Annotated in this window: 23 protein-coding genes; 8 read left to right on the forward strand and 15 right to left on the reverse strand. The window is 59.3% G+C overall.

The window, feature by feature from the left end:
* Positions 1–3: 3 nt before the first annotated feature.
* The 15 genes from N6G83_RS19735 to csrD all read right to left on the reverse strand — a co-directional run bounded on the left by N6G83_RS19735 (position 4) and on the right by csrD (position 17,992).
* Positions 4–261, reverse strand: a complete 258-nt coding sequence (locus N6G83_RS19735) for a phosphopantetheine-binding protein (RefSeq protein WP_049204340.1) — start codon at positions 259–261, stop codon at positions 4–6.
* Entirely contained in the window at positions 236–1,054 is an 819-nt protein-coding gene (locus tag N6G83_RS19740) for a lysophospholipid acyltransferase family protein (RefSeq protein WP_025304411.1), read from the reverse strand. The genes N6G83_RS19735 and N6G83_RS19740 overlap by 26 nt, the downstream gene beginning before the upstream one ends.
* Entirely contained in the window at positions 1,051–1,776 is a 726-nt protein-coding gene (locus N6G83_RS19745; RefSeq protein ID WP_049204337.1) for a beta-ketoacyl synthase chain length factor, read from the reverse strand. The genes N6G83_RS19740 and N6G83_RS19745 overlap by 4 nt, the downstream gene beginning before the upstream one ends.
* A gap of 66 nt (positions 1,777–1,842) precedes the next feature.
* Positions 1,843–2,901 (reverse strand): methyltransferase, encoded by a 1,059-nt coding sequence (locus N6G83_RS19750; RefSeq protein ID WP_025304413.1) that lies wholly within the window; start codon positions 2,899–2,901, stop codon positions 1,843–1,845.
* Between the two features lie 65 nt (positions 2,902–2,966).
* The gene (locus N6G83_RS19755) at positions 2,967–3,356 is read right to left on the reverse strand and encodes a hypothetical protein (RefSeq protein ID WP_025304414.1); all 390 of its coding nucleotides are present in this window, start codon (positions 3,354–3,356) and stop codon (positions 2,967–2,969) included.
* Between the two features lie 473 nt (positions 3,357–3,829).
* The gene (locus N6G83_RS19760) at positions 3,830–4,594 is read right to left on the reverse strand and encodes a CDP-diacylglycerol diphosphatase (protein WP_049208419.1); all 765 of its coding nucleotides are present in this window, start codon (positions 4,592–4,594) and stop codon (positions 3,830–3,832) included.
* 105 nt (positions 4,595–4,699) lie between these two features.
* Positions 4,700–6,145: a metalloprotease TldD gene (tldD, locus tag N6G83_RS19765; protein WP_025304416.1), complete on the reverse strand. Its 1,446-nt coding sequence runs from the start codon at positions 6,143–6,145 to the stop codon at positions 4,700–4,702.
* 25 nt (positions 6,146–6,170) lie between these two features.
* Positions 6,171–7,013 carry a deaminated glutathione amidase gene (gene nit1 / locus N6G83_RS19770; protein ID WP_260515750.1) on the reverse strand — a complete coding sequence of 281 codons (843 nt, stop codon included), beginning with the start codon at positions 7,011–7,013 and terminating at the stop codon, positions 6,171–6,173.
* Complete coding sequence (gene yhdP, locus N6G83_RS19775) at positions 7,010–10,813, reverse strand: AsmA2 domain-containing protein YhdP (RefSeq protein ID WP_260515752.1); 3,804 nt, start codon at positions 10,811–10,813, stop codon at positions 7,010–7,012. Before yhdP ends, nit1 begins: the two co-directional genes overlap by 4 nt.
* Before the next feature lie 88 nt (positions 10,814–10,901).
* Positions 10,902–12,371 carry a ribonuclease G gene (gene rng / locus N6G83_RS19780; protein WP_025304418.1) on the reverse strand — a complete coding sequence of 490 codons (1,470 nt, stop codon included), beginning with the start codon at positions 12,369–12,371 and terminating at the stop codon, positions 10,902–10,904.
* 38 nt (positions 12,372–12,409) lie between these two features.
* A complete protein-coding gene (locus tag N6G83_RS19785) occupies positions 12,410–12,994 on the reverse strand; it encodes a Maf family protein (RefSeq protein WP_004936921.1) in 585 nt (194 codons plus the stop codon).
* Between the two features lie 10 nt (positions 12,995–13,004).
* The gene (mreD, locus tag N6G83_RS19790; protein WP_004936918.1) at positions 13,005–13,493 is read right to left on the reverse strand and encodes a rod shape-determining protein MreD; all 489 of its coding nucleotides are present in this window, start codon (positions 13,491–13,493) and stop codon (positions 13,005–13,007) included.
* Positions 13,490–14,506, reverse strand: a complete 1,017-nt coding sequence (gene mreC / locus N6G83_RS19795) for a rod shape-determining protein MreC (RefSeq protein ID WP_025304420.1) — start codon at positions 14,504–14,506, stop codon at positions 13,490–13,492. The genes mreD and mreC overlap by 4 nt, the downstream gene beginning before the upstream one ends.
* Before the next feature lie 94 nt (positions 14,507–14,600).
* Positions 14,601–15,644 (reverse strand): rod shape-determining protein MreB, encoded by a 1,044-nt coding sequence (gene mreB / locus N6G83_RS19800; protein WP_003855260.1) that lies wholly within the window; start codon positions 15,642–15,644, stop codon positions 14,601–14,603.
* Between the two features lie 413 nt (positions 15,645–16,057).
* A complete protein-coding gene (csrD, locus tag N6G83_RS19805) occupies positions 16,058–17,992 on the reverse strand; it encodes an RNase E specificity factor CsrD (RefSeq protein ID WP_025304421.1) in 1,935 nt (644 codons plus the stop codon).
* Between the two features lie 204 nt (positions 17,993–18,196).
* Here csrD and N6G83_RS19810 point away from each other — a divergent pair, with 204 nt between their 5' ends.
* The 8 genes from N6G83_RS19810 (at position 18,197) to panF (ending at position 25,364) form a co-directional block, all read left to right on the forward strand.
* Positions 18,197–19,174, forward strand: a complete 978-nt coding sequence (locus tag N6G83_RS19810; protein ID WP_260515755.1) for an MDR family oxidoreductase — start codon at positions 18,197–18,199, stop codon at positions 19,172–19,174.
* A 156-nt stretch (positions 19,175–19,330) separates the two neighbouring features.
* Entirely contained in the window at positions 19,331–20,332 is a 1,002-nt protein-coding gene (gene msrP / locus N6G83_RS19815) for a protein-methionine-sulfoxide reductase catalytic subunit MsrP (RefSeq protein ID WP_147823178.1), read from the forward strand.
* Complete coding sequence (gene msrQ, locus N6G83_RS19820; protein ID WP_004936895.1) at positions 20,333–20,932, forward strand: protein-methionine-sulfoxide reductase heme-binding subunit MsrQ; 600 nt, start codon at positions 20,333–20,335, stop codon at positions 20,930–20,932.
* A gap of 287 nt (positions 20,933–21,219) precedes the next feature.
* Positions 21,220–21,672 (forward strand): type II 3-dehydroquinate dehydratase, encoded by a 453-nt coding sequence (gene aroQ / locus N6G83_RS19825; protein WP_004936891.1) that lies wholly within the window; start codon positions 21,220–21,222, stop codon positions 21,670–21,672.
* Positions 21,673–21,704: 32 nt separating this feature from the next.
* Positions 21,705–22,172 carry an acetyl-CoA carboxylase biotin carboxyl carrier protein gene (accB, locus tag N6G83_RS19830; protein ID WP_004936889.1) on the forward strand — a complete coding sequence of 156 codons (468 nt, stop codon included), beginning with the start codon at positions 21,705–21,707 and terminating at the stop codon, positions 22,170–22,172.
* A 12-nt stretch (positions 22,173–22,184) separates the two neighbouring features.
* Entirely contained in the window at positions 22,185–23,534 is a 1,350-nt protein-coding gene (accC, locus tag N6G83_RS19835; protein ID WP_019453177.1) for an acetyl-CoA carboxylase biotin carboxylase subunit, read from the forward strand.
* A gap of 152 nt (positions 23,535–23,686) precedes the next feature.
* Positions 23,687–23,929 (forward strand): YhdT family protein, encoded by a 243-nt coding sequence (locus N6G83_RS19840; protein ID WP_025304424.1) that lies wholly within the window; start codon positions 23,687–23,689, stop codon positions 23,927–23,929.
* Complete coding sequence (gene panF / locus N6G83_RS19845; RefSeq protein ID WP_260515758.1) at positions 23,919–25,364, forward strand: sodium/pantothenate symporter; 1,446 nt, start codon at positions 23,919–23,921, stop codon at positions 25,362–25,364. Before N6G83_RS19840 ends, panF begins: the two co-directional genes overlap by 11 nt.
* Positions 25,365–25,370 lie beyond the last annotated feature (6 nt).

The following is a 25,370-nucleotide window of genomic DNA, read 5'->3' on the forward strand; positions in this document are numbered from 1 at the left end:
TTCTCAGGCTCGTTGCGAATGAATAAAAGAAGCCAGCGTTGCTACAGAGTAAAAGTGCTGGCGCATTTCTTCACTTTCGGCGGAAAGCACGATGCCGTACTTATTTTTTACCGCCAGCCCGAGTTCAAGCGCATCGATGGAGTCCAGTCCTAATCCTTCCCCGAACAGAGCCGCCTGCGTTTCAATATCATCCGCCGTCAGCTCCTCCAAATTCAATGTATCAATAATGAGATTTTTAATTTCTAGATAAAGCGCTTGCATCATTAAGTTCCGAAAAAGGTATTTCAACGAATTGTAATTGTTGCGAAAGGTACCGGTTCAGCTGCCTTGCCGCCAATGCCGGCTCTGGTGTTTTGCCATCATAAAAATGCTCGATCGGCACTCGACCGCGTACTTTGATCTCAAAGAGCGGCTTTGTAAGGGGGACATCGTACCATTTGCTCTGTTTATCCAATAAATGTTCACTGCAGCAAATCGCCACAATACGCAGATCGCGGCGGCAACGGACGGCAATATTGGCCGCCCCGCGCTGCAGAGACATCTTTTTCCCCGGTTCGGTACGCGTGCCCTCAGGAAAAATTAAAAGGGTGTCACCACGCCCCAATCTTTCCTGACACTGTGGCAACAAAGTCTCAGCCTGGCTGTTAACCAGATAATCCGCTGCACGAATCACCCCGCTGACAAACGGATTTTTCAGTAATGCACTTTTCACCAGGCAATCCGTTTCCGGCATCACGGAAGCCAGCAGCACATAATCAATCAACGTAGGATGGTTCGCCACTACCAGACAGCCGCGTTCATTACGCAGGCAATCGGCGCCATGGATACGGTAATCTAATACGCCAATGCTCCTCGCCACCGTCAAGAACAATCGAAAACTGGCTGAAATACTGCGCCGCGCTATGCGGCAGCGCTTATTGTCATCACGTACAACAAGCAACAGCAAATTAAACCAGGTCAGGGAAAGCAGCAGCCCGCCGAGCCCGAATAACGCGAAGCAAAACCCGGTCATTACCAGGCGCCAGATGCGATTTAATCCGGTTACAGCATTCATTTCATGAGACTCCAACGCCACTGCACTCGTTCTCCGTCAATCGTAAAGTGGGGCGTCTGCGCGAGATAGTGCCTTAAAAACCGCAAGCTTTGCGGCAAAGACATTTCATTGCCTGCATAATCACTCTCCGTGGAGCATTGCAACGTATCCCCCGCCTCAAACAGCAGCGCCACGGCATACGCCCAGGTGGGCATTTGCGCAGGCAGCCCCGGATGGTAAAACGCTGGGATCACACCATCAAAATCCACCATCAATACACGCTGATGGCCGGCCTGCAGCAAGCAAACCACTTCACAAAGCCCTTGCTGAAACGTATCCATGCCAGCAGAAAGCGAAGAAGATACTATCGGTTGCCTAGCAACGATCGTCAGATTTCCAACCGCGGAATTATGAACCGACATGGTAAAATCCGTCGGCGAAACAGACTGGCCGGTCGCCAATGCATGGAGGATACGGTAGTTGCGCTCCAGCTCCCCGTGACGGCTGGTATAGAGCACTGCATCAACGGCATGACGACGCAGCAAAGAAAGCCCGCAATCAACCGCCAGCTTACTGCCGGAGCTCAAGCGACGCGCGGCCATCATCGGCAATTCATCAGGCAACGCCTGAGGCGCGCTCGAATCAATGGCATCAGGCTGGTGCGCCCATGCAAGCCACTGGGACGCGGCGCTCAGGCCGGGTGCTCGTGCCTGCCAGTCGACAATGTTCAAGGCAAATTTCATTAATGCAAATCCGTGGTGTATCCGTTATCCCTGGCACAACGCGCCAAACTGACGCCTCTTTTCAAGTCAAATTTTCTTGCATATGAGTAAGGTATGACCAACACCGAGATGATCGACGCGTTGTTCCACCTCAAATCCTGCCGCTTCCAGGTAGCGATAAAATTTCTCTACGCTGTAAAAACGGCTATTACCGTTAGCCATGCACGTGAAATAAAGCGACGTGGCGTTCAGGCTGAATGACGCCGCCTCAAATTTTTGCGCATCCCAGAACAGCTCCATAACGCACAACCGAGCGCCGGGTTTCATCACCTTAGCGATACGCTCCAACATGCCAATTATCTGCTGCGGAGCGAAACAGTCGAGGAACTGGCTCATCCACCAGATATCCGCTTCGCCAGGCAAGGTGGCCTCTTCGAGCATATCAACCGCATGAAAGCCAATGCGGTGAGAAAAACCGGCATTTTCGACATTTTGGCGGGCAAGTGCAATTTGTTGCGGCAAATCCAGTATCGTAATCGTGACGTCGTCATCGTATTGGCAGCAACGCAGCGCCCATTTTCCCGTATTTCCCCCAACATCGTACAGGCTTAAGGGTTTGCCGGCGAAAATATGCGGCAATGCCGCACTAAAGGCCGCATCAGAGTAGTAATGATCGAATGCAAACCAACTTTCGCGAGCTGGGGATGGTAACTGGGACAGCACAGGATAGATAGTTTCCGTGTCACTGAACACCTGGAGCCCCGCAGGCTTGGACTCCTTCAGCGCTTGCGCCAGAAAGAACAACCCCTGGTAACAGACATCCTGTGTGAAATCCATATTCACACGGGTCATCGCGTCATGCAGCAGGAAGTGCCCCACTTTGGACAGGCGGTAGCGCTCGTCGCGACAGATAATGATGCGGCCACTCAATCCCATATCCAACAGCACGCTGGTGGCATAATCATTCAGACTGCTATTAGCAACGATTTCATCCAGAAACGCGCCTTGTTCACCTTGCTTATCCAGATAGGCCAACACCCCCCCATTGCGCAAACAAAGCGCCGTTTGAAACAGCATGGGAGCGAAAGCTATGCGTTGCGCTTCGGTTATGGCATCAAGCGCATTAAAGGTGTCTTGTTCGTACATAACGATGATAAGCGTCCTGTGCTAAAAATATTTATCGGGCCATACTTGGCCCGACTAAAAAGATATTACTGCAGTGCATTCGTGGCGAGACTGACCTGAATATCTTTATCCAGATTGCGTACCCAACGATTATAATTCTTATGAATCTTACCTTGAGAAGCGAGCAGATTCTGGCTGCTGTCATAATCGATAGAATAAGCTGTTGCCGAGTAGGTAATACGCACCTCCGCACTGTGATTGCGGTTTTGCTGACGCGCCTTGATGACACCTGGCCCCACATCATTCATGATCCATTGGCGTTGGGCGCCAGCCTTAAGGATTGCGTTTCTGACTTGAGCCTCACTATGCCCGGCACTAACCGTCGAATGAACATTATCAACGGGTGCTGTACGCGCGCATCCCACTAAGGCCACCGCCACGGAAAATGCGATTAACAACTTGGAAACCCTTTTCATACAACCTCCATATTAAAGTAATTCTGATAACTTTCATCAATGGATAAATGAATACCGGCACACTCACCGCCAGATGAAACCGCGATTTATTTATTAACCGGAAACCTTACTGTATTTCAAAATAAATTCATCAGCCATCGGCAGGCTGAAAAATCAATATAAAAAAACTGAAAGACTCGCAATTCAATGAACTATTGGACAGGTTTAACTTGTAACCATTAAATATTCATTTAAGCTATCGGTGATTACATCGATTAAATTAACATCATCAAAGCGCTTATTCATGTCCATCAGCTCCGGCCATTAAAGTACTCCAATCAATACCCTTACTCAAGAAAAAATGTAACCAAATTATACCATCCCTCTGGCTCTCAAAGCCAAGTATGGCTGGCTAAATGGGAACTGCAGGGATAATGGCTGATACACCTGCACAGGCCGGTTAATCAGCATCGTGTAGCGAGACATTCTTGAGCTCAACGCGGCAATATCGCGCACTCTTTATCCAGCAGCGATTCTACCGACGCGCGATTGCCGACGTCCCAGCCGCGCTTCGAGGCCAGCAAGATAAAACCCCGTTGGCCGGCAAACGTGGTGGGCACTAACGCCACGCCATATTCCGCCAGCTGCGGCGGCGACAGATGGAAATAACCCGCCAAATCCTTAATCGGGTAGATGCCCATCGCGGTCGGCTGCATCACGCGGCGAGCATAATAGGTGTGGCGCAACAGCTTATCCGGCAAAGGCCGCCATTGTTCCTGTATGTAGGGGCGTTCCGCCTGCAATTGACGCCGAACATCTTCGCGCAGACAGGTCAGGTGAATATGCAATTGGTTCTGGCTACGGCCGTAAGCGGAGTTGATCGCCATGCCCAACATATCATCCGGCACCGGCCCGCCATACTCGGCGGCCAACCGGTAACGCATCAGCCATGCATAGCCAAAATAGTCCGTCCGTTCCCCGGCCAGCAGCTGCGGGCTTTCAATACCGGAGAGCGGCGCCGTCGGCACCAGGATGAAGTGATAGGGATAACGCGGGTTTTGCAGCACGCTGAAGCCCTGCGCTTTCCCCTGCGGCATATAAATCTGCTCACACGGGGCCGGATCGCGCTTTTGCTGATAGTTGGCCATGCAGAGCTTATCGACCACGCCCCACAGCGCATCGGAACGGGCGCACCCCGTCAAGGAGAGAACCCCCAGCACCAGCAGCCAACGCCGGGTAGACACACCAAAGCACGCCATCGTCATCTTTCTCGGCATCATCGCCGCACAGCACTCTTTGCGCGGGCGAGAGAAAACTCAAAATGGGGAATGAACAAGGGGCCAATGCGGCCCCTTGAGGAAAAATTACGCCGTGCCGCCGACGGTCAGCGTGTCCAGTTTCAGCGTCGGTTGGCCGACGCCCACCGGCACACTCTGGCCTTCCTTGCCGCACACGCCCACGCCTTTATCAAGCGCCAGATCGTTGCCGACCATCGAGATCTGCTGCATCGCCTCAATGCCGGAGCCGATCAGCGTCGCCCCTTTCACCGGCTTAGTGATACGGCCTTTCTCGATCAGATAGGCTTCGGTGGTGGAGAACACGAACTTGCCGGAGGTGATGTCCACCTGGCCGCCGCCAAAGTTCGGCGCGTACAGGCCGTACTCGACGCTGGCGATGATCTCTTCCGGCGTCGATTGGCCCGCCAGCATGTAGGTGTTGGTCATGCGCGGCATCGGCAGATGCGCGTAGGACTCGCGGCGGCCGTTGCCGGTCGGGGCGACGCCCATCAGCCGCGCGTTGAGCTTGTCCTGCATGTAGCCTTTCAGCACGCCGTTTTCGATCAGTACGTTGTACTGGCCCGGCACGCCTTCGTCGTCGATCGCCAGCGAACCGCGGCGCCCTTGCAGGGTGCCGTCATCCACCACGGTGCACAGCTCGGACGCCACCAGCTCGCCCATATGGCCGCTGAACACCGAGGTGCCGCGCCGGTTGAAGTCGCCTTCCAGGCCGTGGCCCACCGCCTCGTGCAGCAGTACGCCTGGCCAACCGGCCCCCAGCACCACCGGCATATTGCCGGCCGGCGCCGCCACTGCGCCAAGATTGACCAGCGCCATGCGCACCGCCTCTTGGGCATAGATATCGGCGCGCACCTCGCCGTCGACGGCTTCCAGGAAGTAGTCATAGCCGAAACGGCCGCCGCCGCCGCTGGAGCCGCGCTCACGCTTGCCGTCCTGCTCCACCAGCACGCTGACGGAAAGGCGCACCAGCGGGCGAACGTCCGCTGCCAGCGTGCCGTCGGTGGCGGCTACCAGCACCTGCTCGTAAACGCCGGTGATGCTGGCGTTCACTTCCTGCACCCGCGCATCGGCGGCGCGCGCCACCTTGTCGACGCGGTGCAGCAGGGCGATTTTCTCTTCGCGCGGCAGGCTTTGCAGCGGATCGAGCAGCGGGTACAGCGCCTGATAACCGATTTCGCCCAGAGTATGCGCCCGCCCGTCGCCCTGCTCGCGCACGATGCTGCGCGCCGCCTGGGCGCTTTGCTGCAGCGCATTCAGGGTGATCTGATCGGCATAGGCGAAGCCGGTCTTCTCGCCGCTGACGGCGCGCACGCCGACGCCCTGGTCGATATTGTAAGAGCCATCCTTGATGATGCCGTCCTCGATCACCCAGGCTTCGTGATAGCTGGACTGGAAATAGAGATCGGCGTAGTCGATACGGCGTTCTGCCAGTTGACCCAGTACCCTGTACAGGTCTTGATGACTCAGCTTGTTGGTAGCGAGTAACTGCTCACTGACAAACGTCAGGCTCATAATGGTTTCACTCTTGATTGGAGGATTACTTGTCAGACGGCGCCGTCAGCGACGTCTGGAATCGGTTGTGCTGCAGCACCGGCATCTGCGCACGAATATTTTTCAGGCTTGCGGCGTCCACACGCACCTTCAGTGCCGCCACGGCGTCCGCGTTCTCGGCCAACACCTTGCCCCAGCCGTCGACAGCCATCGAGTGGCCCCAGGTGCGGCGGGTCGGCCCGTGGCGCCCCACCTGCGCCGGCGCTAGGATCATGCACTGGTTTTCGATCGCCCGGGCGCGCAGCAGGATTTCCCAATGCGCCTCGCCGGTTACCCGGGTAAAGGCCGCCGGCACCGAAATCAGTTCGGCGCCCTGCGCCCGCAGCGCCTGGAACAGCGCAGGGAAGCGCAGATCGTAACATATGGTCATGCCCAAACGCCCGACCGGCGTATCCACCACCGTCAGGTGCTGCCCGTGCTGGTAGGTATCCGACTCGCGGTAATGGCCGTGCGCGTCGTTGATGTCCACATCGAACATGTGCAGCTTGTCGTAGCGGGCGCGGATCTCGCCCTGCTCGTCGAACAACAGGCTGCTGGTGGTGATAAGCTCCGGGTTCTCACGGCTGACGAGCGGCATCGAGCCCACCAGCAACCACACGCCATAGCGGCGCGCCAGTTCGCGCACCGCATTCTGCAGCGGGCCATCGCCCTGTTTTTCCGCCTGTTGGCGATAGGCTGCGGAGTTGGCGAACAGCAGCGCGTTCTCCGGCGTCATGACCAGTTTTACCCCGGCATTGAGCTGCTTGATCTGCTGTTCAATCTGGGCCAGGTTATCGCGCACCTGATCGCCACTGCACAACTGCAACAACGCAACGTTAGCATTCTTCATGACGCCTTATCCTCCTTTGACTTACGCTGTACCTCATTGATCTTCGGCTGGTCGAGATCGCCGCCGATATGGTAGCGAATCAGCGAAATCTTGCTCCACAGCGGCCCCAGCACCTGCGAGGCGGCAAATACCGCCGCGCCGACGATCGGGTTGACGACAAACGCCGTGGCCACGCCGACCGTCGCCGAAATCGCCGGCGCCACCACCGCCTCCATATCGATGCGACGGCGCGCCAGATCGATCTGGCCGCTCATGGCGATATCCGCCGCCAGGCCGTCGATCAATAGATTATCTGTATGCATTATGCCATCTTTCAGCCAGGCGGTACTGCGGATGGAATCAAAGTAGAAGCCTTTGCCGAAGGTATCGCTGAAATCGAACTGCAGCTTGCGCAGCAGGGCATCGAAACTGACCAGCCGCAGCAGCTGACCGGCACGGCCACCGCCCATACTGTCGATTTCACCCTTGCCCATCTTGACCTGCAGCGCACCGCTCAGCGTATCGACCCGTGGCTGCCACGGCGTGCCATGCCAGTACAGATCGAAATCCACGTCATAAGGCGCGCCCTTAAGCGGAATGGTGATGCCGAAGAAGGCGGCGGTTTCATCGATCTTGCCGCCAAGCAGCTTGCCTTTCAGCGAGCTGCGCTCTTCCTGCGCATTTTGTTTCCACAGGCCGGTGGCGGTCATGCGCCCTTTGCCGGTATCGACCAGGCCGTGATCCAGCGTCAGGGTATCGCCCCGATTGGTCAGATCCGCCTCGACCCTGCCGAGGTTCTGCCCCAGCACCCAGCACGATTTGCAGCGCAGCATCAACGAAGGCCAGTCGCGGAAGGAAACGTTCTCGGTCGACGGCGGCGGCGTGCCCGCCGCGTTTTTCGTCTCTGCGAACTGCGGGTTGTAATACAGGTAGTTGATATCGGCGCGCCACGGCCCGCGATCGGCCACCCGCAGGCTACCATCCACTTCGTCGCTCTTGGCGCTCACCAGGGTAGCGCCAAGCTGTTTCTCGGCCGACAGCGTCAGCTTATGCCAGGCCTGGCCGCCCAACAGCAGCTGCGGCGTGGTCAGCGCCACGGTGGTGGGGAAGCTGAAACCGCCCACCTGACCGCTGCCGCCGCCCTGTTTCAGCGCCGGTGCCAGCAGCGCCAGCCACTGCTCGCCGTCCAGCGCCGGCAGGTTCAACGTCATCGACTTGCCGGCCGGCAGAGGCGGGGTGCCGCCCCCGTTGGTTTGCCAGGCGGCGCGCGCCAGGTTCACCTGTTTTTTATCGAAGTTCCATTCGCTGCTGAAGCGGTTCTGTTTGCCCGCGCTGCCGGTCAACATAAAGCCGTTCAAACCGCCTTTGACCTTGACGTTCACCGGCAGCGCCTCTCCCGACGCCTTGTCCAGTGGCGAAGGTAAGTGACTGCTCACTTTCTTCAGGTCTGCGTCAAGGCCGATATCGTAGCTGGCCGAGCCCTGATGCGGCAGCGTGATGGCCACCTGGCTCTGCCAGGGCGCACTGCCGCTGAGCGCATCGGCGGCCTCTTTTGGCAGGCCGGGGAACTTGCCCGGCTGCCAGTCTCCTTTCAGACCGACGTTGACCTTGTAGTCACGCTCGCCTTCCTGCGTAGTGAAGTTGACCGCCACCGGTTGCCCGAACCAGTTGGCCGACAGGGTGTCGCTCTCCAGATTGCCATTGTCGAAGCGGAACTTGCCGCTGAGCTTCTGCAGCTCGCTTTCCAGCGGTTTTATCAGCAACGAATTGTTGTTCAGCGCCACTTCACCGGTGGCTCTGACCTGCTCGCCGTCCAGGGGGATATCGAGATGTAAGCGCCCACTGACATCACCGCCAATCTGCAGCTGATCCAGCGCCGCCCCCAGCGAATCGTGCAACGGTGTCTGCATGAAGTAGTCATGTACGTCGCTGCCCGCACCCGCGACTTCGGCGTCGATCAGCAACCGCTCTTTCAGGTAATCCGGGATCACCGCGCTGATATTTTTGCCCGCCACCTTGCCCAAGCGGGTTTGCGGCGCATGCATCCACAGCCCCTCGTTGGCGAAATCGAGATCGATCGCCAAATCGGTCAGCGCCGGCCAGCCCGGTTGGAACTGGAAGGTGGCGTGACGCAGCGGTACGAAGACTTCGAACTGCCCTTCGTTTTTGCGGTACGGGAAATGCTGCGGATCGCCGGAATAAATCAGCGTGGCGTTATCCACCTGGCCGCCCTGAATGGCGCCGCCCAGGTAGTCCACCAGATGCTTGCCCATCAGCGGTTCCGGGAAATAGCGCCAGGCGTCGGCGCCGTCATACAGGCGGATGCCCGCCAGGATATTCAGCCACGGATCGCCCTTGGCCGGCTGCTGATAACGGAAATCGCCGTTGACCCACAGCGACTTCGCCTTGACGTCCAGCCCTTGACTCGCCAGCTCCCAGCCTTGATCGTTGTAACGCCAGGTCAGCGCGCCACGCGCGCTGCTGATTTCAAGCGGGGCGCGGAACATGTCGCCGTAAGGCAGGGTGCTGTCGGTGAGCCCCAGCGTCAGGCGGCCGTTCTCCACCCCGCCACTCAACGCGCCGGAGAAGTGGTTGACGCCCGGCAGCAGTTCCCAACGCTGCCAGCTGACATCGCGCCACAGCGCCTGAAAACGGCTCTTTTCCGGCTGCTTGAGCGGGATGTCCAGCGCCAGCGCTTCCACCTGCCCCTGCGGCTGCAGATCGTTCCAGCGATCGAGCACGTCCGGACTGAGGAACGAGAAGGTCGGCAGCAGCGCCGATAGACGCTCCAACTGAAGATGGGTCGCGCGCACCCGCAGCTCTTCATTCTGCGCCGGCCCCATAAATTCGGTGTTTTCCGGCAGCCACAGCGCGGAAAGCGCGCCCTGCGGCCAGGCCTGGCCGTCGGTGCTCAACCGCAACTGCGGCACGTCGAGCTGCCAACCGGTGCCCTGGCGGCGCAGCGAAAGCGCCAGATTGTCGACGTCCAGCCGGTGCTGCGCGGCGCCGGTATTCCAGTTAGCTGCCCCCTGCTTGAGCAACGCATGGCCGCCGGCGATCTCACCGTTTTGCACCTGCAGCCAGGCCGCCAGGCTGAAGTCGGCGCTTTCCAGCCCGGTGTTGGCGCGCAGCCAGCGGGTAAACCAGGGTTTCATGTCGATGTTATCGGCCTGCAGATAGACCGTGCCGGTGTCCAGCAGGCCCTGATTATCGCGCAGGTCCATGCGCAGCTGCACCACACCGTGCTGGCCGTTCAGAGTCGACAGGCTGATCTGCCCCTCGGCGCGGTGGCGATCGCGGCCGTTGAGCCAGGTCAGTTGGGGAATGTCGAATTCGGCGCGCGCGCCGGCGGGCGTCAGGAACGAGATACGGCTGTCGCGCAGATCGAAATGGTCGAGCTGGCGCAGCATCAGATCGCTGATTTTACCGGGCTCAAGGCCGTCGCCCTCACGATCGCCGCCCAGCGTGGCGTTCAGATCGAGGCGGAATTGATAGAAGGTCAGATCGCGGAACTGCCAGCGCCAGTGCAGCAGCGATTGCCACACGTCCAGCGCCAGCGTCACGCGTTCGATATGCACATCGCTTTTGGGCAGCGTAACGCTCAGGTTGCGCACTTCAAGCTGTGGGCCGAACGTTTCCCAACTGCCCTGCAGGAAATCCATCTGCACAGGCACACCGGATAGCTTCTCCACCTGCGCCAGCAGTTGGGGACGATAGTCGTTCAGCTTCGGCAGCATCAGGCGCAGCCCGCTGATCAGCAGCGCCACAATCACGATTAGGGTGGCGCCTGTTGCTAACAGAATCCCAGGCAGTCGCCTCACGCAGTTCTCCTTGCTCCGCTGCCTGGCAACGGGAATATCTATGCACTGACGGGCCCGGCGTGCCGGGCCCCTACCGATGTCGGGCGGGCTACATCATGACGACGTCGAACTGCTCCTGGCTGTACAACGGTTCGATCTGCACCTTCACCTGTTTGCCGACGAAGATCTCCACTTCGGCCAGCGCATGCGACTCTTCGCTCTTCAGCGCTTCGCCAACCGCCGCGGAGGCGTACACCAGGAAGCGATCGGAATCGTAAGCATGGTGCACGCGTACAATCTCGCGCAGGATCTCGTAGCACACGGTTTCCACCGTTTTCACGGTGCCGCGCCCATTGCAAGTAGGACAATCGTGACAGAGCACATGTTCAATGCTTTCACGCGTGCGTTTACGCGTCATTTCAACTAAGCCTAGCTGAGAGAAGCCGTTGATCGTGGTTTTTACCCGATCTTTACTCAATGCCTGCTCCAGCGAGTGCAGCACCCGGCGGCGATGCTCTTCGTTGTTCATATCGATAAAGTCGATGATGATAATGCCGCCCAGGTTGCGCAGCCGCAGCTGGCGCGCGATGGCCTGCGTCGCCTCGATGTTGGTATTGAAGATGGTTTCGTCGAGGTTGCGGTGGCCGACGAAGGCGCCGGTATTGATATCGACGGTGGTCATCGCCTCGGTCTGATCGATGATCAGATAGCCACCGGACTTTAGCTCAACCTTGCGCTCCAGCGCGCGCTGGATTTCGTTTTCCACGTCGTACAGATCGAAAATTGGCTGGCTGCCGGTGTAGAGTTCGAGCTTGTTGGTAATGTCCGGGATGTACTCGCCGGTAAACTCCACCAACAGATCGTGCGTCAGCCGCGAATCGACGCGAATGCGATCCAGCGCCGCGCCGGCGAAATCGCGCAAGATGCGCTGCGCCAGCGCCAGCTCGCCGTACAGCTTGTATTTGGTCTGGTTGCGCTTCTTGCGCTCCATCACCTTGGTCCACAGGCGTTTGAGGAACGCGGCATCCTGCGCCAGCTCTTCCTCGCCGATGCCTTCCGCCGCGGTGCGGATAATAAAGCCGCCCAGCTCGTCGCAGTGCGGCGCAACGATGGACTTCAGGCGCTCGCGCTCGGCTTCGCTGTCGATGCGCTGCGAAACGCCGACGTGCGCCGCGCCCGGCATGAAGACTAGATAGCGCGAAGGCAGCGTGATATCCGTGGTCAGACGCGCGCCCTTGGTCCCGAGCGGATCTTTCACCACCTGCACCATCAGGTCTTGCCCCTGGCGCACCAGCTCGGCGATGTCGCGCACATGAAAGTTTTTCCGCTCGTCGCCGGCGACGCATTCGGTATGCGGCATGATGTCGGAGGCGTGCAGGAAGGCGGCCTTGTCCAGGCCGATGTCGACGAACGCCGCCTGCATCCCCGGCAGGACGCGGCTAACGCGCCCTTTATAGATATTGCCGACGATGCCGCGTTTGGATTCGCGTTCGATATGAATCTCTTGCAGAATGCCGCCATCGATATAGGCGACCCGCGTTTCAGACGGTGTGATATTAACCAGTAGCTCAGCTGTCATGCCTTCTCCTCAGAGCCGGTCGATAATGGCAGCGCCCATCAACCGGTTCTTACATCACGTAATGCGACAAAATTACTGAGCAGCTCATGTGTTTCGACCAGCGGCAGACCGACCACCGCGTGATAACTCCCGGTTATCGTTCTGACGAAACAACCACCCTTTCCTTGAATTCCATAGGCGCCCGCTTTATCCATCGGTTCGCCCGTAGCAATATAGTCGCGGATATCCTGTTGTGACAGGCTGCGGAACGTCACGTCGGTCACCACCAGCTGGCAGCGCACGTCGTGGCGATCGGCGATCGCCACCGCCGTCATCACCTGATGCTGTTTGCCCGACAGAGCCGCCAGCATGTCCGCCGCATGGGCTTCGTCGCGCGGCTTCTCCAGCACCCGGCCGTTGAGCACCACGATGGTGTCTGCGCCCAGCACCGGCCGATCTTCCTGCGCCAGCGCCACGCCCGCCTTGGCCTTGTCCTGCGCCAGACGGCGCACATAGGCCTCTGCGGCTTCGCCTTCCCGGCGCTGCTCTTCGGTATGCGTCAGCAGAATGTCAAACGACACGCCCAACAGGGTCAACAGTTCACGTCGACGTGGGGAGCCGGAGGCCAGATAAAGCGAAGTCATTGATATACCCTTACTGTACGGCGAACTGACGGCGGATTTTGCGCATCAACAGGAATAACCACGGCCACAAAATGCCGTTTACCACACTACTCCAGAATACCTCTGGGCGGAAAGAGACGTTGATCACTAAAAACTCAGCCCAGAACACCACCACATCCATCGACAGCGACAGCAGCACGACGATCAGCGCCTGTTGCCACAGCGCCATATTGCGGAACAGTTGGAATTTGAACGCCACCAGATAGGCGATGATGCCCAGCGCCAGCGCGCGTACGCCCAGCGTAGAGCCGAGGATCAGATCCATAATCAACCCCAGCACGAAGCCGGTACCGACGTTGACACGATGCGGCAAGGCCATTACCCAGTAGATCAGGATCAGCACCAGCCAGGAAGGCCGGAACATGTAGATCTGCTCCGGCCACGGCATGATTTGCAGCACCAACGCCACCAGGAACGACAGCCAGATGATCCAGCGCCCGTGGCTGCGGTAACTGTTCATTGCACCACTCCCGCCGCGGCAGGCTGAGCCGATGGCGTAGCGCCGGCGGGTTGCGGCGCCACGCCGGTGGCCGGTGCGGGCAGCTGCGGCCCAACGGAACCGGCAGGCGGCAACACCTGCGGCATCATCTGCATCAGGCGCTCATTGGCCACGCGGTGCACTTCGTCCGGCGGCAGCGGCATGTCGCCGTTGCGATCGGCGCCCCACAGCAGCAGCAGGTAGCGCAAGCGCTGCAGACCGGCGGTCGGCCGCGCCTGAATCACGGTGTAAGCGCGCTGATTGTCGACCTTGACCGAGGAAACGACCGCCACCGGATAGCCTTCCGGGAAGCGGCCGCCGAGGCCGGAGGTCACCAGCACGTCGCCAACGCGGATATCGGTGTTGTTCGGCAGATGCTCCAGTTGCAGATCGTCGGCGCAGCCGCTGCCCGCGGCGATCACTCGAATATCGTTACGCAGCACCTGAATCGGCAGCGCGTGCGAGGCGTCGCAGATCAGCAGCACGCGGCTGGTGACTTTCGCCACCGCCACCACCTGGCCAACCACGCCCTTGTCGCTGATCACCGGCTGGCCTTCATAGACGCCGTTGTCCGACCCTTTGTCGATAACGACCTGATCGCTGTAAGGATCGGAGCCGGTGGAGATCACCTGGGTGACCATCTTGTGTTCGTCCTGGCGCAGCGGAGAACCCAGCAGCTCGCGCAAGCGGGCGTTTTCCTGCTTGAATTGGCCAAGAAGAAGAATATCGCTGTTTTTCAGCAGCAGTTCCTGCCGCAGAGCGCGGTTTTCCAGCTCCAGCTGTTGGCGGGTGGCCAGCGTCTCTGACACGCTGTCCAAAACTTTACGTGGCCCGTTGGCCAGAAAATAGAAAGGGCTGACTGCGGTGTCCATGTAGTTGCGTATCTTCACGAACGTGCCGAGCCGGCTGTCGGCAACGATCAGGCCAATGGCCGCAATCACCGCCAAAAAAAGTCGCAGTTGCAGGGAAGGCCCCCTGCTAAAAATCGGCTTCATAAATTATGCGAGTTCCTCGACAACAGAAAGAGGAACCGTACCCGATTTTCGCTGTGCGCATTCATCCGATACGATTCCTCCTTCCTGGGGCTGACTATTCTTCGCTGAACAAATCGCCGCCGTGCATGTCGATCATTTCCAACGCCTTGCCGCCACCGCGCGCCACGCAGGTCAGCGGATCTTCCGCCACCACGACCGGAATGCCGGTTTCTTCCATCAGCAGGCGATCGAGGTTGCGCAGCAGCGCGCCGCCGCCGGTCAATACCATGCCGCGTTCGGAAATGTCGGAGGCCAATTCTGGCGGGCACTGCTCCAGCGCAACCATCACCGCGCTGACGATACCGGTCAGCGGCTCTTGCAGGGCTTCGAGGATTTCATTGGAGTTAAGGGTAAAGCCGCGCGGTACGCCTTCAGCCAGGTTACGGCCGCGCACTTCGATTTCGCGCACTTCGTCGCCCGGATAGGCAGAACCGATTTCGTGCTTGATGCGCTCTGCGGTGGCTTCGCCGATCAGCGAGCCGTAGTTGCGGCGCACATAATTGATGATGGCTTCATCGAAACGGTCGCCGCCGATGCGCACGGAAGAAGAGTACACCACGCCGTTCAGCGAGATCACCGCCACTTCAGTGGTACCGCCACCGATATCCACCACCATGGAGCCGGTCGCTTCGGAGACCGGCAGACCTGCGCCGATCGCCGCCGCCATCGGCTCTTCAATCAGGAACACTTCACGCGCGCCGGCCCCTTGGGCGGACTCGCGGATAGCGCGGCGTTCAACCTGGGTCGCGCCGACCGGCACACAGACCAGCACGCGCGGGCTTGGGCGCATAAAGCTGTTGCTGTGAACCTGTTTGATAAAGTGCTGCAGCATTTTTTCAGTCACGAAGAAATCGGCGATCACGCCGTCTTTCATCGGGCGAATAGCCGCGATGTTGCCGGGGGTGCGGCCCAGCATCTGTTTGGCGTCATGACCGACGGCCGCGACGCTCTTTGGGGAGCCGGCACGATCCTGACGAATGGCAACCACCGAAGGTTCATTCAGTACGATGCCTTGCCCTTTAACATAAATCAGGGTATTGGCGGTACCCAAGTCGATGGACAAGTCGTTGGAAAACATGCCACGAAATTTCTTAAACATAACGAAAGGATAATCCTGCAAGCTGGGGGCGGAAAATAAAATCCGCCTACTTTACCAACCACACGAAGCAGCGACAAGGCGCAAAAACGTTCTACTTCGGTGAAAAATAGTCTGTATTGTTTCTGCTCGAATGCACGGAAATTGGATGAGGCCTGAATTCCCTGAACAAAGGCTCAGTTTACCACCCTGTCAACGCACGAAACGGCGTAACACAGCTCATAAAATCTAACATATTCCCTGATTGCCGCCGATGGTAAGCACCTACCAACGCCAACCAGATAAAAGCTGACAAGAGCCTATCTCAAATAGGCGTCGTTGTCGCAGGCAGATTGGAGAAAACTCCAAAATGACGGGTGACATGGCCCAGATGGATCCGGCGCTCATTCTACGTCAATTTTTGTCCGGCAATCAGCTTAAACACGATAACGACGTGAATATTTTTTACGCCCCGCGTCGATAGGTTCCGGCGATGCGAAAAAGTCGCCCTGCCCGCCGTGGATCCCCCGCTCTTTCAGCGTCTGCCATTCGTTGCGCGTACGTACGCTGGCGGCGAACACCTGAGCACGCGTGCCCGCGCAGGCGCCGGTCAGGCTCTGCACGAACAGCTGGTTTTCGTCCCGCTTATCGATGCTCCGCACCAGCCCCGGGTGGAGCTTGACGATCTCCACCTGCAGCGACTTGATATAGGACGTACTGACCACGGTTAAACCCGCTTTGGACACCGCGAGACGGCAGCCCAGCCCTGACAACAGCCTCAGCACCGGACGCAAACGGTCGATATGTTGACACACATCTGCCTCCGCAAGTTCAATCAGAATTCGCCGACGTTGGCTTTTTTCGCATTGCAACAGCGTATCGCGCAGCCAGCGCTGGAAAGAGCGCTGCAAAATCGAGTCCACGCACAGCGGAAACGCCAGCGTTTCCTCGGGCCACTGCGCCAACAAGGGAATGATGCGGCTCACCTGTTGGCGATCGTAACTCTCCGCCAACCCCAACTGCTGCACCAGCGGCATATATTCCGCCGGCAGCAATTCCTGGGTGCCGTCATAGATCCGGCTCATGATCTCACGATGGTGCACCTCGCCTTCCACGGTCACCGCCGGTTTCTGATACAGCCGCGGGCCGCCGCGCGCCAGCACCTGTTCCAGCAGCGTGCGCCACTTGACGCTGCCGCGCCCCTTTTCCGGCACCTGGCTGTCGTACACATACCACCCGTTTTCGCCCTGCAGCGTAGCGTGGCGCGTCGCCTGCTCCGCATAGTCGATTACCTGCTCGGTGGTTTGACCGCTGCGGTACGCCACGATGCCGATGTGCAGGAAGGCCTCGCGATCGATCAGCGCCGTGGAAGGCAAGGCATCGATGGCGTTGACCAGCTGTGAAGCGATGCCGTCGGCTTCCTTCAGGGTTCGATGCGGCAACAGCACGGTAAAATCGCTGTGGAAGTAGCGCGCCAGCAGCGCCGACGGGTAGCGCATCACGAAGGTAGACAGCAGGTTGACCAGCGAATACATCAGCTCTTGCACCGCCATGCTGCCGTGCGTCTCGCGCAGGGTCTCGAAGTCGGGCAGCCGCACCATCATCACGATGCCGTGCGAGCCTTCATCTTCCAACTGAGTGGTCAATTGATTATCGAAAAACAGGCGATTATTCAGCCCGGTTTTGGCATCCTGCGCGGCGAAGGCGCGGATCAGCGTATCGACCCGGCTGCGCTCTTCCCGCGCTTCCGCCAGATCGGCCAGCAGGCGGTCGAGCGCGCCGCTGACGTTGGCTGGCCACTCACGCACGTCGCCCTGCATGACGTTTTCACGCTCGCCGTTCAGAATGCGCCGCGCACGGCGTTCCAGACGATCTTCGCCGTCGGCCTGCTCACGCAGCCAGCGCAGGCTGAACAGCAAAACCACCACCATGACGACGATCGACAGCGTGACGGCGGCGGTGGATTGCAGCGTGCGCACGTCGCTGGCGAAGGGATCGAGGTAGGTGATGTGCAGCGTACTGCCCGGGTGCTGCAACAGAGTTCGCGAGACCTGACGATAGCCGTTCAGCGCATCCCAGGGCTCTTTTTTCAGCGTCGGCAATTTATAGTCGAGGAGCTTGCTGGTACCGGCCTCTACGCGGATCGACACAATGCCGAGCGGACGCATGACAATCGGCAACCATTTCTCCTGATCGCGCGGCGATTCCTGCAACATGGCTTGATCGAGAGAGGTGACCAGCGAATCAAAGCGGCGCTCCTGGCGATCCTGGGTAACGTAAAAGAAGCTGTATGAGCATCCCATCAGCATCAAAAACATCGCCAGCGCGACCAACAGAGTGATCAATGCAGAGAGTTTGGTGGTAAATCGCATCCCTGTGCCTTGTCCGCTATGGTTAAGTGAGTGTTCACCCTTTAGCTAAAAGGGGCCGTCCAACCCTAACAAGCCTTGCCGAGGAATTAAACCTGCAAGCGCCGTTTTTGTCCTTTATCAGGACTTGGGCCGCTTATTATGCATATAGTCAAATAAATGTGATTCAGCCATTGATAGAAAAGTGTAAACGAGAGGAAGAGTGACATGCGTGCACTGTTATTGGAACAACAAGACGACCAAACTCTGGCTCATATCAAAGATATCGGCAGCGATCGGTTGCCGGAAGGCGATGTCACCGTCGACATCAACTGGTCAAGCCTGAACTATAAAGATGCGCTGGCGATCACCGGCAAAGGCAAGATCGTGCGCAACTTCCCGATGGTGCCGGGCATCGACTTCGCCGGCACCGTGCGCCACAGCCGCGACGATCGCTTCAAAGAGGGGCAAAGCGTGGTGCTCACCGGTTGGGGCGTGGGCGAACACCATTGGGGCGGCCTGGCCGAGCAGGCGCGCGTCTCCGGTGAGTGGCTGGTGCCGCTGCCGAACGGCCTGGATGAGCGCAAGGCGATGATCATCGGCACCGCCGGCTTTACCGCCATGCTGTGCGTGATGGCGCTGGAAGAAGGCGGCGTACACCCGGACGACGGCGATATCCTGGTCACCGGCGCCAGCGGCGGCGTGGGCAGCACCGCCATCGCCCTGCTGGCGGCGCTGGGTTACCGGGTGACCGCCATCAGCGGCCGCGGCAGCAATACCGAGTACCTGAAAGCGCTTGGCGCCAAAGAGGTCATGTCGCGCGATGGCTATATCGACACGCCGCGTCCGCTGGAGAAACAGCTGTGGGCCGGCGCAGTGGACACCGTCGGCGACAAACTGCTGGCGCGGGTGCTGGCGCAGATGAACTATAACGGCACCGTCGCCGCCTGCGGCCTGGCGGGCGGTTATCAACTGCCGACCACCGTGATGCCGTTCATTCTGCGCAACGTGCGCCTGCAGGGCGTGGATTCGGTGCATACGCCGCTGCACCGCCGCCAAACCGCCTGGGAACGGCTGGCCGGCATTCTGCCGGACAGCTTCTATCAGCAGGCCACGCATGAAATCGCCCTCGAGCAGGCGCCGGCCACCGCCGCCGCACTGCTGAACAACCAAATCACCGGCCGCACCCTGGTGAAAATCCGCTGACCTTCTCCCCCCGGCAACGGGGGGTTCGCCCGCATCTGCGAAATTTCATATTTTCCCGCGCCCCCTCGCTTCCGGCCGGCTTTAACGCCATGCTTATTTCATGAAGACCCGTCAGCCGCTCGCGGACGGCGGGCATCAGTCGCGGAGAGCATAAGCATGAACAAACACCCGAAATTAACCGAGGCCGACGTCACGCCGGAAAGCGTGTTCCACCAGCGGCGCAAGGTGCTGCAGGCGCTCGGCATCACCGCCGCCACGCTGGCGCTGCCTACCGGCGCGCAGGCGGACCTGCTGTCGTGGTTCAAGGGCAACGATCGCCCCAAGGCGCCGCCGGGCAAAGCGCTGGAATTCAGCAAACCGGCCGCCTGGCAGGCGCAGCTGGCGATGACGCCGGAAGACAAGGTCACCGGCTACAACAACTTCTATGAGTTCGGCCTCGACAAAGCCGATCCGGCCGCCAACGCCGGCGGGCTCAAGACCGAAGGTTGGAAAGTGCGCATCGACGGCGAGGTGGCGAAGCCGATCACGCTGGACATCGACGATCTGATGAAGCGTTTCCCGCTGGAACAGCGCATTTACCGCATGCGCTGCGTCGAGGCCTGGTCGATGGTGGTGCCGTGGATCGGTTTCGAACTGGGCAAGCTGATCAAGCTGGCCGAACCGAACAGCAACGCGCGCTACGTGGCCTTCCAGACGCTGTACGATCCGGAGCAGATGCCCGGCCAGAAAGATCGCTTTATCGGCGGCGGCCTGAAATATCCCTACGTCGAAGGGCTGCGGCTGGACGAGGCGATGCATCCGCTGGCGCTGCTGACCGTCGGCGTATACGGCAAAACCCTGCCGCCGCAAAACGGCGCGCCGCTGCGGCTGATCACGCCGTGGAAATACGGCTTCAAAGGCATCAAATCGATCGTGCATATCCGTTTGGTGCGCGATCAGCCGCCGACTACCTGGAACCAATCCGCGCCGAACGAGTACGGTTTTTACGCCAACGTGAATCCGCACGTCGATCATCCGCGCTGGTCGCAGGCCACCGAGCGCTTTATCGGCTCCGGCGGCATTCTCGACGTCAAACGGCAGCCGACGTTGCTGTTCAACGGCTATGCCGATCAGGTAGCGTCGCTGTATCGCGGCATGGATCTGCGGGAGAATTTCTAAGTGCGCCTGACGCCTGTTCATATCAAATGGCTGAAAGCCGCCCTGCATCTGGCGGCGTTTTTGCCCTTTTTGTGGTTGGTGCTGGCAGTGGATCAAGGCTGGTTCAGCGCCGATCCGTCCAAGGACATCCAGCATTTCACCGGCAGGATGACGCTGAAACTGCTGCTGGCCACGCTGATGATAGCCCCGCTGGCGCGCTACGCCCGGCAGCCGCTGCTGATCCGCTGTCGCCGTCTGGTGGGGCTGTGGTGCTTTGCCTGGGGCACGCTGCACCTGATAAGCTACTCCACGCTGGAGCTGGGGCTGAGCAATCTCGGCCTGCTGGGCAGCGAGCTGGTGAACCGCCCTTATCTGACGCTCGGCATCCTCACCTGGCTGATCCTGCTGGCGCTGGCGGCCACGTCGACGCTGTGGGCGATGCGCAAGCTGGGGGCCAAATGGCAAACGTTGCACAACTTCGTCTATCTGGCGGCGATCCTCGCCCCCATCCACTACCTGTGGTCGGTCAAAACGTTCTCCCCCCAGCCGTTCATTTACGCGCTGTTGGCGGTGGCGCTGTTGGGCCTGCGTTACAAGAAATTCCGCGCCTGGTGGCGCTGAATCGCGCGGCGGTGCGCGTTATTGGCGCGGAAAAACGCGCGCCGCCGGCGGGAACTTTTTCTGTGTTCCAGCGCTCATATTCCTGTCACGGATCCCCCAGTTCCTCGATTTGGGGTTGAATATCTTCGCTGATAAGACCAGTATTTAGCTGCGAATTGCTACGATATCGTTATAATGCCCGACCTTGTTTCTGTTCTCAGGGTGAATTTGCCCCTTAACAGGTGACAAATCGGTAACATCGGGTTATTTTCTACGATGATGGTTTTATTGCCGGAGATACCAGCACAATGGCGGATAAGTTTCACATTTTGCTTCTGAACGGCCCCAATCTCAATCTGCTGGGGACGCGTGAGCCGGAGAAGTACGGCAGCACGACGCTGACAGAGATTGTTAACGGATTGGAAAACCAGGCATCCGCATTGGATATTACCCTGAGCCATCTGCAATCCAACGCCGAGCATCAGCTGATCGATCGCATTCATCAGGCGCGCGGCAACACCGATTTCATTCTGATAAACCCGGCGGCGTTCACGCATACCAGCGTGGCGCTGCGCGATGCGTTGCTGGCGGTGCAGATCCCGTTCATCGAGATCCACCTGTCCAACGTGCACGCCCGCGAACCTTTCCGCCATCACTCTTATCTCTCAGACGTAGCGGTAGGCGTGATTTGCGGCCTCGGCGCGGATGGCTACGCTTTCGCTTTACAGGCAGCGGTTAACCGTCTGTCGAAAACCCACTAATTGCTCCACAAAAAGAGTACGGAATCACACTCATGGATATTCGTAAAATCAAGAAACTGATCGAACTGGTTGAAGAATCAGGTATTTCTGAACTGGAAATCTCTGAAGGCGAAGAATCGGTTCGCATCAGCCGTGCCGCACCGGCGCAGGCTTATCCCGTCATGCAGCAGGCCTACGCGATGCCGGCACAGCAGCAGCCAGCCCTGGCTACCGCCGTTGCCACCGCGCCTGCGGCAGAAACCCCTGCAGCACCGGCGGCCGTGAGTGGCCATGTCGTTCGTTCCCCAATGGTAGGCACCTTCTACCGCACCCCAAGCCCGGACGCGAAAGCCTTCGTGGAAGTGGGCCAGAAAGTGAACGCCGGCGATACCCTGTGCATCGTTGAAGCCATGAAAATGATGAACCAGATCGAAGCGGACAAGTCCGGCGTCGTGAAAGCCATCCTGGTGGAAAACGGCCAGCCGGTCGAATATGACGAGCCGCTGGTCGTCATCGAATAACGAGGCGCCCCCATGCTTGATAAAATTGTTATCGCCAACCGCGGCGAGATCGCGCTTCGCATCCTGCGTGCCTGTAAAGAATTGGGCATCAAGACCGTTGCGGTTCACTCCGCGGCCGACCGCGATCTGAAACACGTTCTGCTGGCCGACGAGACCGTCTGCATCGGTCCTGCGCCATCGGTAAAAAGCTACCTGAACATCCCGGCCATCATCTCGGCGGCGGAAATCACCGGCGCCGTGGCGATCCACCCGGGCTACGGCTTCCTGTCGGAGAACGCCGACTTCGCCGAGCAGGTTGAACGCTCCGGCTTCATCTTCATCGGCCCGAGAGCCGAAACCATCCGCCTGATGGGCGACAAGGTTTCCGCGATCAACGCCATGAAAAAAGCCGGCGTGCCCTGCGTACCGGGCTCCGACGGCCCGCTGACCGACGACATGGATAAAAACCGTGCCTTCGCCAAGCGCATCGGTTATCCGGTCATCATCAAGGCCTCCGGCGGCGGCGGCGGTCGCGGCATGCGCGTCGTGCGCAGCGACAAAGACCTTGAGCAGTCCATCAACATGACGAAAGCGGAAGCCAAAGCGGCTTTCAACAACGACATGGTGTATATGGAAAAATACCTGGAGAATCCGCGCCACATCGAGATTCAGGTATTGGCCGACGGCCAGGGCAACGCCATCTATCTGGCCGAGCGCGACTGCTCCATGCAGCGCCGCCACCAGAAAGTGGTCGAAGAGGCGCCGGCGCCGGGCATCACCAGCGAAATGCGCCGCTACATCGGCGAGCGCTGCTCGAAAGCCTGTGTGGAAATCGGCTACCGCGGTGCGGGCACCTTCGAGTTCCTGTATGAAAACGGCGAGTTCTATTTCATCGAAATGAACACCCGTATTCAGGTAGAACACCCGGTTACCGAAATGATCACCGGCGTGGATCTGATCAAAGAGCAGCTGCGCATCGCTGCCGGTCAGCCGCTGTCGATCAAACAGGAAGAAGTGAAGATCCACGGCCACGCGGTAGAATGCCGCATCAACGCCGAAGATCCGAACACCTTCCTGCCGAGCCCGGGCAAGATCACCCGCTTCCACGCGCCAGGCGGTTTCGGCGTGCGTTGGGAATCTCATATCTACGCCGGTTATACCGTACCGCCGTACTATGACTCCATGATCGGCAAACTGATCACCTTCGGCGAAAACCGTGACGTGGCGATAGCCCGCATGAAAAACGCCTTGGCTGAACTGATCATCGACGGCATCAAAACCAACGTTGAGCTGCAGCAGAAGATCATGAACGACGAAAACTTCCAGCACGGTGGCACCAACATCCACTATCTGGAGAAGAAGCTGGGTCTGCAGGAAACCTAAGGCAGCCACGCAGCATCGTCTGACGAAAGGCCGGTTAATCACCGGCCTTTTTCTTTGGCGCTGCCGCCAGTAACGGCTTGGCAAAACGCCGTCATGCCGTAAAATTCCCTACCTTTGATGAATCCATCACCGTAAACCTATGGGAGACACGGATGGACAAACGCTTTATTCAGGCGCACCGCGAAGCGCGCTGGGCGCTGGGGCTGACGCTGCTCTACCTGCTGGCCTGGGGGCTGGCAGCCTACCTGCCGGACAGCGCCATCGGCGTCACCGGCCTGCCGCACTGGTTCGAAATGGCCTGCCTGCTGGTCCCGCTGCTGTTCACCGGCCTGTGCTGGCTGATGGTGCGCACGGTGTTCCGCGACATTTCGCTGGAGGACAGCGATGCAAACTGAAGTGATCCTGCCGCTGGTCGCCTACCTGTTGCTGGTATTCGGCCTGTCGGTGTATGCCTACAGCCGCCGCCAGAGCGGGAATTTCCTCAGCGAATACTTTCTCGGCAACCGCTCGATGGGCGGCTTTGTGCTGGCGATGACCTTGACCGCCACCTACATCAGCGCCAGTTCGTTTATAGGCGGCCCCGGCGCCGCCTATAAATACGGCCTGGGCTGGGTACTGCTGGCGATGATCCAGCTACCGGCGGTGTGGCTGTCGCTCGGCGTGCTGGGCAAGAAATTCGCCATCCTGGCGCGGCGCTACAACGCCATCACCCTCAATGACATGCTGTATGGCCGCTACCAGAGCCGCCTGCTGGTGTGGCTGGCCAGCCTCAGTCTGCTGGTGGCGTTCCTCGGCGCCATGACGGTGCAGTTTATCGGTGGCGCCCGCCTGCTGGAGACCGCCGCCGGCATTCCCTACGACACCGGCCTGCTGATCTTCGGCATCAGCATCGCGCTGTACACCGCCTTCGGCGGCTTCCGCGCCAGCGTGCTGAACGACGCCATGCAGGGGCTGGTGATGCTGCTCGGCACCGTACTGCTGCTGGTGGCAGTGATCCACGCCGCCGGCGGATTGGACAGCGCGGTGAACAAGCTGCAGCAGATCGATCCGGCGCTGGTGTCGCCGCAGGGCGGCGATCAAATCCTCAGCCTGCCGTTTATGGCGTCGTTCTGGATCCTGGTGTGCTTCGGGGTGATCGGCCTGCCGCACACCGCCGTGCGCTGCATCTCTTACAAAGACAGCAAGGCGGTGCATCGCGGCATTCTGCTCGGCACCGTGGTGGTGGCGGTGCTGATGTTCGGCATGCACCTGGCCGGCGCGCTCGGCCGCGCGGTCTTGCCGGACCTCAAGATCCCCGATCAGGTGATCCCGACGCTGATGATCACCGTGCTGCCGCCGTACGCCGCCGGGATCTTTTTGGCGGCGCCGATGGCGGCGATCATGTCGACCATCAACGCCCAGCTGCTGCAATCCTCCGCCACCATCATCAAGGATCTCTACCTGGGCGTACGCCCACAGCAGATCCACAACGAGCGGTTGATCAAGCGCTTCTCCAGCCTGACCACGCTGATCCTCGGTCTGCTGGTGCTGCTGGCGGCCTGGCGGCCGCCTGAGATGATCATCTGGCTCAACCTGCTGGCTTTCGGCGGGCTGGAGGCGGTCTTCCTGTGGCCGCTGGTGCTGGGCCTGTATTGGGAACGCGCCAATGCTCAGGGAGCGCTTAGCTCAATGGTGTCGGGTGCGGTATGCTATACGCTATTGGCCAGCTTCAACCTGCAACCGGCGGGGCTGCATCCTATCGTGCCTTCGCTGTTGCTCAGCCTGTTGGCGTTTTATCTCGGTAACATCGTCGGCGAAAAGCGCCGGGCGGCGTCATCATTACCCTCTTAAAGAGAA

Source organism: Serratia sp. PL7 (genome assembly GCF_945957435.1).